General features: G+C 62.4%; 9 protein-coding genes. 6 read left to right on the top strand and 3 right to left on the bottom strand.

The window, feature by feature from the left end; all coding sequences use genetic code 11:
- Positions 1-89: 89 nt before the first annotated feature.
- The gene (locus JFT85_RS05355; RefSeq protein ID WP_187602371.1) at positions 90-812 is read right to left on the bottom strand and encodes a pirin family protein; all 723 of its coding nucleotides are present in this window, start codon (positions 810-812) and stop codon (positions 90-92) included.
- A 181-nt stretch (positions 813-993) separates the two neighbouring features.
- On the opposite strand from JFT85_RS05355, the gene JFT85_RS05350 reads away from it, so the two are divergent.
- Positions 994-1,944: a GlxA family transcriptional regulator gene (locus tag JFT85_RS05350; RefSeq protein ID WP_078828032.1), complete on the top strand. Its 951-nt coding sequence runs from the start codon at positions 994-996 to the stop codon at positions 1,942-1,944.
- 147 nt (positions 1,945-2,091) lie between these two features.
- A complete protein-coding gene (locus JFT85_RS05345; RefSeq protein WP_201229414.1) occupies positions 2,092-3,543 on the top strand; it encodes a winged helix-turn-helix domain-containing protein in 1,452 nt (483 codons plus the stop codon).
- On the opposite strand, the gene JFT85_RS05340 is transcribed toward JFT85_RS05345, so the two are convergent.
- Both JFT85_RS05340 and JFT85_RS05335 read right to left on the bottom strand, forming a co-directional pair.
- Entirely contained in the window at positions 3,490-6,252 is a 2,763-nt protein-coding gene (locus JFT85_RS05340) for an ATP-binding protein (protein ID WP_201229406.1), read from the bottom strand. The two genes, JFT85_RS05345 and JFT85_RS05340, sit on opposite strands and share 54 nt — an antisense overlap.
- Positions 6,253-6,309: 57 nt before the next feature.
- Positions 6,310-6,708 carry a helix-turn-helix domain-containing protein gene (locus tag JFT85_RS05335; RefSeq protein ID WP_053255576.1) on the bottom strand — a complete coding sequence of 133 codons (399 nt, stop codon included), beginning with the start codon at positions 6,706-6,708 and terminating at the stop codon, positions 6,310-6,312.
- A 204-nt stretch (positions 6,709-6,912) separates the two neighbouring features.
- Between JFT85_RS05335 and JFT85_RS05330 the strand changes: the two genes are divergently transcribed.
- The 4 genes from JFT85_RS05330 (at position 6,913) to ycaC (ending at position 12,294) form a co-directional block, all read left to right on the top strand.
- Entirely contained in the window at positions 6,913-7,821 is a 909-nt protein-coding gene (locus tag JFT85_RS05330) for a LysR family transcriptional regulator (protein ID WP_053255577.1), read from the top strand.
- Between the two features lie 1,403 nt (positions 7,822-9,224).
- Positions 9,225-9,815: an antibiotic biosynthesis monooxygenase gene (locus JFT85_RS05325; RefSeq protein WP_053255578.1), complete on the top strand. Its 591-nt coding sequence runs from the start codon at positions 9,225-9,227 to the stop codon at positions 9,813-9,815.
- Complete coding sequence (locus JFT85_RS05320) at positions 9,812-11,650, top strand: amidohydrolase (RefSeq protein ID WP_201229396.1); 1,839 nt, start codon at positions 9,812-9,814, stop codon at positions 11,648-11,650. Before JFT85_RS05325 ends, JFT85_RS05320 begins: the two co-directional genes overlap by 4 nt.
- 26 nt (positions 11,651-11,676) lie before the next feature.
- Positions 11,677-12,294, top strand: coding sequence for an isochorismate family cysteine hydrolase YcaC (ycaC, locus tag JFT85_RS05315; RefSeq protein ID WP_053255580.1), 618 nt, complete (start codon positions 11,677-11,679; stop codon positions 12,292-12,294).
- Positions 12,295-12,477: the final 183 nt, after the last annotated feature.

The following is a 12,477-nucleotide window of genomic DNA, read 5'->3' as shown; positions in this document are numbered from 1 at the left end:
CGCGTTGGATTTTTTAAGAGAACTTCATTGCGCTGATGGTGACTATCGACGCCAGCGATGGCCCGTTTTGCGGGCCATCGTGGACACGGTCATGGCATCTGCGGCAGTTCCTGAGGGCGCAGGTCAAACACCAGCACCTCGGCATCGTCGCCCTGGCTCAGGCGGATCTGGCGTTCGTCCCGCACGCGGGCGCCGTCGCCTTCCTGCAGGCGCTGGCCGTTGACTTCAACGCTGCCCCGGGCCACATGCACGTACACATGACGATCCGGCGGCAGGTCCAGGGTCGCGGCTTCGTCGCCCTTGAACAGCCCGGCATACACCCGCGCATCCTGGCGAACAGTGAGCGAGCCCTCGGCGCCATCCGGCGAGATGATCAACTGCAAACGCCCGCGTTTCTGCGCCGCGCTGAAGTGCTCCTGTTGATAGCGCGGTTCGGCGCCGGCCACATTCGGCACGATCCAGATTTGCAGAAAGTGCACGCCCAGGCTCTGGCTGTGGTTGAACTCGCTGTGGGCCACGCCGCTGCCGGCGCTCATCAGTTGCACATCGCCAGGGCGAATCACCGAGCCGGTGCCCAGGGTGTCCTTGTGTTCCAGGGCGCCTTCAAGCACATAGGAGAAAATCTCCATGTCGCGGTGCGGGTGCTGGCCGAAGCCTTTACCGGCCGCAACGCGGTCATCGTTGATCACCAGCAGGTCGGAAAAACCCTGTTCATTGGGGTTCCAGTAGTTGGCGAACGAGAAGGTGTGAAACGACTTCAACCAACCGTGATTGGCGGCGCCGCGTTCCGAAGCTTTGCGAAGGGTCAGCATGGTCTTGTCCTCAAGTGAGCGCGGCCTGCGTGATGCAGGGCGCTTGCGTTGAGAAGAAGGTTAATGGTTACGGACCAATTCATTAAGAGGCTGGAATCTGAATAACTGTCTCTCTGAAGTTGACAGTAAAAGGCATGCCATAATGCCGCCTCGACTTCCTTCTCGATGGACTTTTCTCTTCATGAAAACCGTGGCCATGGCGTTGTTTCCGGACTTCCTGCTGCTCGACATGGCCGGGCCGCTGGAAGTGTTTTCCATTGCCAATCGCTATCTTCCAGCGGCCGCTCACTACCGAATCCTCACGATTGGCACCGAACCCGGCGCATTGCGCGCCTCCAATGGCGTGTTGATACAACCTGACCTGCTGCTGGAGCAGGCCGACGAGGCCTATGACGTGTTGTTGGTCCCTGGCGGCCCCGGTGCCTATAACGAATGCCATCCCGCGCTGCTGCCCTGGCTCAAGGCCGCAGCAGCCCGCGCGCGGCGCTTCGGTTCAATCTGCACCGGCGCCTTTGTACTCGGGCATGCCGGCCTGCTCGACGGCCATCGCGTCACAACTCACTGGCATTACACTGAGCGCTTGATCAAGGGCTTCCCCAAGGCCATCGTCGAGACTGATCGCATCTACTTGCAGGATGGCCGCTTGATCACCTCCGGCGGGGTGACCGCCGGTATCGACCTGGCGTTGTCGATCGTCGCCCAGGACCATGGCAAGCAGGTGGCGGTGGACGTGGCCAAGGTGTTGCTGGTGGTGATGAAACGCCAGGGCGGCCAGGCTCAGTTCAGCCCGATGACCGCTGCCGTCGCGCCGCTGGAAACCGCAATCACCCGGGTGCAGAACCAGGTGTTGGCGCAGTTGGACCAGCCGTTCACTGTCGATTCCATGGCGGCGTTGGCAGGCATGAGCGCGCGCCACTTTGCACGGCTGTTCGCCAAGGAGGTGCAGATGACGCCGATGGCCTTCCTGCAAGGCGCGCGCATTGACCGCGCCCGCCACTTGTTGGAAACCACCGACCTGCCGCTCAAGACCGTCGCTTTTCGCGCGGGCTTCGGCAGTGTGCGGCATATGCGCTTTTTGTTCAGTGAAAAGCTCGGGCTAAACCCTACCCAATACCGACAGCAGTTCAGTTAACGCGCGGATGTCCGTCTTGCGCACCTGATTGGCCGTATCGCTCCCTGTGCCAGCATTGTCCTGTCACGGGTAGCTGGCAAGATAACGGCATGCCCATGGAAAAGGATGCGCAAACGCCCAAGGCCGGGTGTTTGAGCGCTTAGCCACATGAACAACCCACACGCAGTGAGCTTTGGCCCCTACACCTTTCACCGGCAACAACGCCTGGTCAGCAAGGCTGGCCTGCCGGTGCCGTTGGGTGGGCGAGCGCTGGATATTCTTGCGGTACTGTTGGAGGCGCCGGGGCAATTTGTCGGAAAGGACACGCTGATTGCGCGGGTCTGGCCGTGCAGCGTGGTGGAAGAGAACAACCTGCGTGTGCACATCGCCGCACTGCGCCGTGCGCTCGTCGGGCAACCGTGCATCCTTAACGATCCGCTGCGCGGTTACTGTTTTGTGGCGCCGCTGCAGAGTCCTTCGCCGTCGACGCCACCTCGGCACAATCTGGCGATCCGCCTGAGCCCGGTGGTCGGCCGTGATCAGGTGTTGGGCGCGCTGGTGCGGCGCCTGTCCGGCCAACGCCTGATGATGCTCACGGGCTGCGCCGGTGTGGGCAAAAGTACACTGGCCCTGGCCCTCGCCGAACGGGCAGTGCCGCGTTATCGCGACGGCGTGTGGTGGGTGGATTTGGCAACCGTGCAGGCACCGATGCAGATGCTGCGGCACGTGGCCAATACGCTGCAGCTGGAACCCTGTGCAAACGCGGTTGAACTGAGCCGCCAGTTGGCGACACGCCAACTGTTGCTGGTACTCGACGGTGCCGATTTGCTGCTCGGCGCCTGTCGCCATCTGGTGCGCACACTGCGTGAGCACGCGCCCCAGGTGACGCTGTTGTTGAGCAGTCGCGAAGCCTTGCAGGTGCCCGGCGAATGGGTGCAGCACGTGCCCACCCTGACACAGCCGACGCCGTCCGCCTGGCGCAGTGTCGAGCAGGCGCTGGCGTACCCGGCGGTGCAATTGTTTGTCGCACGGGTTCACGCCAGTCAGCAGGGTTTTGTGTTGCGGCCCCAGGACCTGGCGCCGTTGCGGGCTATCTGTCGACGCCTGGATGGCATTCCCCTGGCCCTGGAACTGGCGGCGGTCCAAGTCGAGGCCCTGGGCGTACACGGCGTGCAGGCCCAGTTGCAACGCGGTTTGCAGGTACTGACCCGAGGCCGCCGCACGGCAGTGGAGCGCCACCAATCCCTGGCCGCGGCCCTGGCATGGAGCTATCAGCGCTTGAGCCTGCCGGAGCGCTGGCTGTTCCTGCAATTCGCGCTGTTCAAAATGGCGGTGACCTTGCCCACCCTGACCGGTTGGGTCGCCGGCACCGAGCTGGAGCACGCCGACCTGTCCTATCTGCTGGCGCGCCTGACTGCGACGTCGTTGCTGACCGTGGAGCCAGGTCCCGGCCCGGAGCGTTACCGCCTGCTCAACAGTGTGCGCAGCTATGCGCTGGCGCAGCTGCGCGACCCGGTGCAGGTGGCGCATTTGCAACAGGGTTATGGGCATTACCTGGGGCCCTTTTCAGGCCGGCCGTTTGTCCTGCAACTCGTCGAGCAGGCTGCGCACGCGAACTAGGTCGCGAGTCGCAAAGCCTTCGCTGAATTGCGCGTAGACCGAGCTCAACAGCTCGCGGGCCGCCTGCGTACGCCCTTGGCGTTGCCACAGTCGCGCCAGTGACGTTGCGCTGCGCAGCTCCCAGGCCAGCGCGCCGTGTTGATGCGCCACGCCGAGGGCTTCAAGCAGCAGTGTTTCGCGTGTGCGCGTATCGGTCTGTGCCTCGGCCCGTACCCGCAAAATCTCGGCGGTGCACCAACCGGCGCCGCCGCTTCTGGCGCGTTCCAACATCGCGTCATCCACCGTGGCGGCATCAAAGGTCACGAGGGTGTCCTGAACCAGGCCCAGCCCTGCAAGGTCCTCACGGGCTGCGGTGCCTTCATAGTGCCGTGCCCAGGTATGAAACAACTGCACCGAGTGCTTTTGTGCCTGTTGCAGCAACAGTTCCAGGCGTGCACTCGCCGCTTCGGCATCCCCGTTGTAGCGGGCGATGACCACACCGGCGAGGGCCAGGGTGTAGCAGATCGAGGTGCCGTGGTTGAGCTGCAAGGCCAACTCCAGCGCCTGGTTGGCGGTACGCCAGGCCCGCTGCGCAAAGCCGCGCAACCACAGGATGCGCGCGAGGATCGTCAACGCGGCCACACTCTGGTCGTATTGCACGCCAAAACCGTGAGTAAAACGATTCAGATGGCCGCTGTGCGCCATGCGCTGGATCACTTGTTCGGCGTTGTGCAACGCCAGCGCCTGGTTACCGGCGAAGTGCTGCGCCAGCACCCGCAGGCGCTGGGCGCTGAGGTCCAGCAAAGGTTCGGAATGCAGGCCCAGTCGGTCAAAGTGTTGGCTGTGCACCAACGCCTCACGGTAGTTTCCATCGCACAGGTTGACGGCCATCAGCCCGGATACCGCACGTAACTGGCCGCCCAAATCCTTGCCGGCGTGCGCCAGGCGTTGCGCACAGGCAAAGGCTTCGAGGGTCTGCGGCGTTGCACCCTGGGCATGGTAGGAAACACTGCCCAGCGCCAGTTGCAGCGCCATGTGCAGGCGTTGGCTCGGTGCGCCTGACTGAGGCAAGCGCGCCAGGGCTTTGCCCACGTACAGCCCGTGTTCGCGCAGCAGCGATAATTCTTGCCACAACGGCATGGCACTGACCGTCAGACGAATACCCAGCAGGTGCGCGCCTGAATCGCTCAGGCAGCTATCGAGAGCGGCACGAATGTCTTCGCGCAGCGGTGCATAACGGTCGATCCAGGCTTGGCTCGCGATCAGCTCCCAGTCGTCCTGTGCCTGCTCCATCAGCGCCAGGCAGCGCGCTGCATGGCGTTCACGGGTGGCGTCGAGTTCAGCCGCCACGCTGAGTTTTTCCAGGGCGTACGTGCGGGTGATATCCAGCAGGCGGTAGACCATTTCGTCATCGCCAGCCTCCACGTTGAGCAGCGACTTGGCCACCAACTGGGTGATGGAACCCAACACCTCGTTCGGCGCGATCTGCTCGCCGGCGATTACCGCCGCTGCGCTGGCCAGGCTGAACCCGCCACGAAACACGGCCAGGCGGCGCAAGCAAATCTGCTCGCACGGCGTGAGTAAATCAAAGCTCCAATCCAGCGTAGCGCGCAGGGTTTGATGGCGGGGCAGGGCGCTGCGCCGGCCACGGGTGAGCAGGCGCACGTTGTCTTCCAGTTGCACCAGCAACCCTGCCAGGCCGAAGCGTTCAATCTGCGCGGCCACCAGTTCGATTGCCAGGGGAATACCGTCCAGGCGCTGGCAGATATCAATCGCCAGGGGCAACTCGGCTTCGCTGAGTTCAAAACTGTCCTGATGGGACATGGCGCGTTCGACCAGCAGCTGCAGGGCCGGGTAACCCAGGGCCTGGGCCCGATTGCCGCTGGCGGGCGGGCAGGCCAGCGGTTCGAGGCGCTGCACGGATTCGCCCTCGGCCCGCAGCGCTTCGCGGCTGGTGGCGAGGATGTGCAGGTGCGGCGCGTGGCGCAGCAGGGTTTCGCTGATCAGTGCGATGTCGTCCAGCAGGTGTTCGCAATTGTCGATGACCAGCAGCAACTGACGCGCTTGCAGGTCGCGGGCGAACGTCAGCAGCGGCTCATGTTCGGCAGGCGTGAGGTCGAGCAGGGCGGCGAGGTTGGGCAAGATCATCGACGGCGCGCTGAGCGGCGCCAGGTCCAGCAGGCGAATGCCGTCGCGATAATGTCCAATCAGCAACTCCGCCACGCGCAGCGCCACGGTCGTCTTGCCGATGCCACCCGCGCCGGTCAGGGTGATAAAGCGCTGCTGGGGCAGTTGCTGCACCAGTGCATCGATGAGTGCCTGGCGGCCGATCATCCGCGTGCGGCGCAGCGGCAGGTTATGGCCCTGGCTATGGGGAATGCCGTCTGCAGGAATCGTCATCGGTTCGATGCTCAGTGGCGCCACAAAACTGTAGCCGCGCTGGGCCACCGTGACGATATAACGCTGCCCGGCCTGGCCATCGCCCAATGCCTTGCGCAACGCCGCCATATGCACCCGCAGGTTGGTGTCTTCCACCACAGTTTTCGGCCAGACCCGGGTGATCAGCTCCTGCTTGCTCACCACGTTGCCGGCGTGTTCCAGCAAGATCAGCAGAATCTCCACCGCGCGCCGCCCCAGACGCAACGGCCGACCGGCTTCGAGCACCAGCCGTTGGTGCGGGTGGACGCGGTAGGGGCCGAAATGCACGGCCTGGTCGCCGAGGTCATTCATGGAGGCCGGAGCTCTGGGATAGGGTCTGGCCAGCATATTCCAGGCGTGTGCCGACCACTAGGCCGCAATCACTTGCGACTTGTGACGCAATTGGTGATTTCGCCAGGTCATCGGGTTGACCCCTTCACTGCGCGTGAACATGTGGCAGAAGTGCGCCTGGTCGCAAAACCCGCACTCCAGGCTGATTTGCGTCAGGCTCAAGGAGGAATGGGTGATCAGTTCCTTGGCGCGTTCGATGCGCTGTTGGCGAATCCACTCCTGCGGTGACAGCCCGGTGGTGCATTTGAACGCACGCGAAAAGTGACTGCGCGACAGCGCGCAAGCCTGCGCCAGGTCAGCAATCGCCAGGCTTTCACCGAGGTTGGCGAGGATGAGTTGTTTGGCAATACGTTCACGCCGAGGGCAGAGGCCACCGGCAGCAGAAAAGCGCGGAGCACAGTACTCAGGTCGGGCCATGACAAATATCCGTAGTCGATGGGAGCGTTCCCGGTGAATGGGTCCAGTGTAGACCGCGTCATTTTTGGCGCCGAACCGTTTGGCTGACGAGTTAATCGTTGTTAATTTCGCCAGGTGATGGCGCGCAAAAGACAGCACAGGCGTGCAATCGCATAAGCGTTCGAGGTGCTTATCTGGCGGCCTGGAAACCGTTTGGATAACGCCATGAACCGCAACGACTTGCGCCGCGTCGACATGAACCTGCTGGTGATTTTTGAGGCGCTGATGTTCGAAAAGAACCTGACTCGGGTCGCTGAAAAACTCTTCATGGGCCAGCCGGCGGTGAGTGCCGCATTGGGGCGATTGCGGGATTTGTTCGACGACCCGTTGCTGTTGCGCAACGGGCGAGGCATGGAGCCCACGCCACGGGCGCTGGCGATACTCAAGGAGCTGCAACCGGCCATGGACACCATTTCCGGCGCGGTCAGCCGTGCCAAGGATTTCGACCCGTCGACCAGTTGCGCGGTGTTTCGTATCGGGCTGTCTGATGACGCGGAGTTTGGGTTGTTTCCGCCGTTGCTCAGTCAACTGCGTGAGGAGGCGCCGGGGATTATCGTGGTGGTGCGCCGGGCTAATTACCTGTTGATGTCGGCGTTGTTGGCCAGTGGCGAGATTTCGGTGGGGGTCAGTTACACCACTGAGCTGCCGGCGAATGCCAAGCGTAAGAAGCTGCGGGATATTCCGTGCAAGGTATTGCGTGGGGATGAGGGTGGGGCGCCGTTGACGCTGGATGAGTACTGCGAACGGCCCCATGCGATGGTGTCGTTTTCGGGGGATTTGAGCGGCAATATCGACCTGGACCTGGCGCGGATTGGCCGGGCGCGAAGGGTGGTGTTGGCGGTGCCGCAGTTCAGTGGGTTGCGGGCGTTGTTGGCGGGGACGCAGATTATTGCGACGGTGCCGGATTATGCGGCGTGTGCGTTGACTGAGGGGACTGTGTTGCGGGCTGAGGATCCGCCGTTTGAGATCGAGGCGGCGGAGTTATCGATGGTTTGGAGTGGGGTGCATGATAATGATCCGGCGGAGCGGTGGTTGCGGGGGCGCATAAGTGAGCATATGGCGGGGGGTGGTTAGTCGTGGCGGCCTCTGGGCCGACCAGGCTGGTGGTTGTATGGGGTACATATCCGTTGCTGTGGTAACGGCGGCTTAGGGTTCCGCTCTTACAGCGGGTCACTTTTGGCAAACGCCCCAAAAGTAACCAAAAGGTCTTTGCCCCACCACTCGGTGCCTCGCTTAGGCTCGGCATGCCCTCACTCCGGCTTGAATCCGTGGGCCGCCGCAATGGGCCATCCTTGGCCCAGTGCGGCTAACCCGGCGTCCTGCCGGGTTACCCACGGATTCAAGCCTGCGTTCGGCCAGCGTGGTTAACGGGGCCTGTCAGATCAAGGTCAACAGCAGAGCACGGCGGCCTGACAGCCGGCCTGAGTGGTTGAAGCAAAAGCAGGGCAAAAGCACAGCAACACCACGTTTACCTGATGAAATGAGTTCCAAATGTGGGAGCGGGCTTGCTCGCGAAAGCGCTGGGTCAGTCGGCTTATCTGTAACTGACCCAGCGCATTCGCGAGCAAGCCCGCTCCCACAATGTTGACCGAGTTTAACTGCCGGCACCGCAGTGCTCTGCTTTTCTGTGGGAGCGGGCTTGCCCGCGATACAGGCACCTCGATACATCAGGCATACCCCGCAGCAGGCCCCATGCCAGCTCCCAGATTGGCGCAGTAAAGTCTGAAGAGCAGCCCACCCTTTACCTGATGTACCCAGTTCCAAATGTGGGAGCGGGCTTGCCCGCGATGCAGACACCTCGATACATCAGGCATACCCAGCAGCAGACCCCATGCCAGCTCCCAGATTGGCGCAGTAAAGTCTGAAGAGCAGCCCACCCTTTACCTGATGTACCCAGTTCCAAATGTGGGAGCGGGCTTGCTCGCGATACAGGCACCTCGATACATCAGGCATACCCCGCAGCAGACCCCATGCCAGCTCCCAGATTGGCGCAGTAAAGTCTGAAGAGCAGCCCACCCTTTACCTGATGTACCCAGTTCCAAATGTGGGAGCCGGCTTGCTCGCGAATGCGGTGCGCCATTCGCCCACTCCATCAACTGACACACCGCTTCGCTTGTGCTTTTGATCTAACCACTGAGGTCGGCTGTCAGGCCGCCGTGCTCTACTTTTGACTTTGATCTTGATCTTAGGCGCCCCGTTAACCACGCTGGCCGGAGTGAGAGCCCGCCGAGCCTAAGCGAGGTGCCGAGTGGTGGGGCAAGAGCCCTTTGGTTGCGTTGGGGCTTTTCCAAAGTGACCCGCTGTAAGAGCGGAACCCTAAGCCGCCGTTACCGCAGCAACGGAGATGTACCCCATACAACCACCAGCCTGGTCGGCCCAGAGGCCGCCACGCCAAACAGCACATACATCCAATTCCAAACCCCCGAAGCCCCCCAAACTCCCTCCATCGCTCAACTCTCCACGGGGGAATCAACGCCATGGACCCAACACCCAAAACCAGCCCCGACGAAGTCGTCACCCTGGTCGTCAAACACCTGATCAAACCCGGCCGTGAAGCCGACTACGAAGCCTGGCTACGCCGCATCGTGCGTATCGCCGGTGAGCGCCCAGGTCACCTCGGTGTCGACGTGGTACGCAGCAAACAAAACCGCCTGGCGCTGTTTACCTGCGTACTGCGCTACCGCTCCACCGAGGCACTTGAGCGCTGGCTCGACTCCCCGGAACGCAAGGCCCTGATCGACGAAGCCACGCCCCTGCTCGCCGACGGCGACAACACCGAAATCGGTGCCGTCAACGAATTCTGGTTTGCGCCGCTGGCCGACAGCGCCGCCAAACCACCGCGCTGGAAGCAGGCGGTGGTGACTTTGTTTGTCATCCTGCCGCTGACGCTGCTGGTGCCGATCATCTGGGGCCCGGTGTTGCGCCTGCATCCGTTCCTTTCCAACTACGTGGTTGCCACCTTCCTCGTCACCCTGACCATCGTGCTGCTGGTGGTTTACCTGCTGATGCCGGCGGCTACCCGTCTGTTCGCTCCCTGGCTTGAAGCCTCTGTAAAGGAAACCCTATGAACGCCGATCTGATTCTGTTCAATGGCCAGTTCCACACCGTGGACCGTGAAAACCCACGCGCAACGGCCGTCGCCATCCACCAGGGCCGCTTTGTGGCGGTCGGCACCGACGGTGAGGCCATGGCCTTGCGTGGCAGCGGTACGCAGGTGATCGACCTCAAGGGCCGCACCGTGATTCCCGGCCTCAACGACTCGCACCTGCACCTCATCCGTGGCGGCCTGAACTACAACCTTGAGCTGCGCTGGGAAGGCGTGCCGTCCCTGGCCGATGCGCTGCGCATGCTCAAGGACCAGGCTGATCGCACACCAACGCCGCAATGGGTACGTGTGGTCGGCGGCTGGAACGAATTCCAGTTTGCCGAAAAGCGCATGCCGACCCTGGAAGAGCTGAACCAGGCCGCGCCGGATACGCCGGTGTTCGTGCTGCACCTGTACGACCGCGCCTTGCTCAACCGCGCGGCGTTGCGTGTGGCCGGCTACACCAAGGACACGCCGAACCCGCCCGGTGGCGAGATCGTGCGCGACAGCAACGGCAACCCCACCGGCATGCTGGTGGCGCGGCCTAACGCGATGATCCTGTATGCAACCCTGGCCAAGGGGCCGAAATTGCCTCTGGAGTATCAGGTCAACTCCACCCGCCAGTTCATGCGTGAACTCAATCGGCTGGGGCTCACCAGTGCGATCGATGCCGGTGGTGGTTTCCAGAACTATCCCGATGACTACGTGGTGATCGAACAACTGGCCAAGGATGAGCAGTTGACGGTGCGTATCGCTTACAATCTGTTCACCCAGAAACCCAAGGAAGAACTCAGCGATTTCAAACACTGGACCGGCAGCGTCACCCTGCATCAGGGCGATGACTACCTGCGCCACAACGGCGCCGGCGAGATGCTGGTGTTTTCGGCGGCCGACTTCGAAGACTTCCTTGAGCCGCGCCCCGACCTGCCGCTGACCATGGAACAAGAGCTGGAGCCGGTGGTGCGCCACTTGGTCGAGCAGCGCTGGCCATTCCGTCTACACGCCACTTACAACGAGTCTATCTCGCGCATGCTTGACGTGTTCGAGAAGGTCAATCGTGACATCCCGTTCAACGGCCTGCCGTGGTTCTTCGATCACGCCGAAACCATCACTGCGCAAAATATTGAACGCGTGCGCGCCCTGGGCGGCGGTATTGCGATCCAGGACCGTATGGCGTTCCAGGGCGAATACTTCGTCGAGCGTTACGGCGCCAAGGCCGCCGAAGCCACGCCGCCGATCAAGCGCATGTTGGCCGAAGGCGTGCCGGTCGGGGCGGGCACCGATGCCACGCGGGTGTCGAGCTACAACCCGTGGACCTCGTTGTACTGGATGGTCAGCGGCCGCACCGTCGGCGGCCTTGAATTGCACGCCGAAGGCCTGTCGCGCCTCACCGCGTTGGAGCTGTTCACCCACGGCAGTGCCTGGTTCTCATCGGAGCAGGGCAAGAAAGGCCAGATCAAGGTTGGCCAATTGGCCGACGTCGCCGCGCTGTCGGCGGACTTTTTCAGCGTCGATGAAGAAGCCATCAAATGGATCGAGTCGGTGCTGACTGTGGTCGGCGGCAAGGTGGTGTACGGCGCCGGTGACTTCGAAGATTTCGCACCGCCGTCGGTGCCGGTGCTGCCGGACTGGTCGCCGGTGGTCAAGGTGCCGGGGCACTGGCGCCCCGGCTCACCGCTGCAAGCCCAAGTCCATCAATGCAGCGGCCCGTGTGGCGTGCATGCCCATGGCCATGAAAAAGCGCGGCTTTCCAGCGTGCCGGTCAGCGACTTCCAGGGTTTCTGGGGCGCGTTTGGCTGCTCGTGTTTTGCCTTCTGACAATCAACCCCCAAAGGAGCTACCCCATGACTTACACACGCTTGAACAAAGACGACGCTGTGGTGCTGTTGGTGGACCACCAGACCGGCCTGATCTCGCTGGTGCAGGATTTCTCGCCCAACGAATTTAAGAACAACGTGCTGGCCCTGGCCGATGTGGCCAAGTTCTTCAAGCTGCCGACCATCCTCACCACCAGCTTTGAAACCGGCCCCAACGGCCCGCTGGTGCCCGAGCTGAAAGAACTGTTCCCGGACGCCCCGTACATCCCGCGTCCTGGCCAGATCAACGCGTGGGACAACGAAGACTTCGTCAAGGCCGTCAAAGCCACCGGCCGCAAGCAACTGATCATTGCCGGCGTGGTAACTGACGTCTGCGTGACATTCCCGACCCTTTCCGCGCTGGCTGAAGGTTTTGAAGTGTTCGTGGTGACCGACGCCTCCGGTACGTTCAACGAAGCCGTGCAACGTGCGTCGTGGGCACGCATGAGCGCGGCGGGTGCACACCTGGTGAACTGGTTCTCGGTGGCCTGCGAGCTGCAAGTCGACTGGCGCAACGACATGGAAGGCCTGGCCAACCTGCTGTCGCCGCGTATTCCCAACTACCGCAACCTGATGAACAGCTACTCGGCGTTTACCGCCAAGTAACCTGCGCTCAGGCATTCAGGTAAAACCCTGTGGGAGGGGGCTTGCTCCCGATCGCGGTGTTTTAGCCACCTCAACGGTGACTGACAGACCGCGATCGGGAGCAAGCCCCCTCGCACATGGGTGGGTGTACCCACATTGGGTTTGTGGTGGGGCTGCTGACAGGCTATAAAACCGCAAAATGTC

The sequence above is a fragment of the Pseudomonas sp. TH04 genome (genome assembly GCF_016651355.1).
Classification (GTDB): domain Bacteria; phylum Pseudomonadota; class Gammaproteobacteria; order Pseudomonadales; family Pseudomonadaceae; genus Aquipseudomonas; species Aquipseudomonas fluorescens.
Note: the sequence above shows the minus strand (reverse complement) of the source record. Positions and strands in the feature narration are given on the sequence as shown.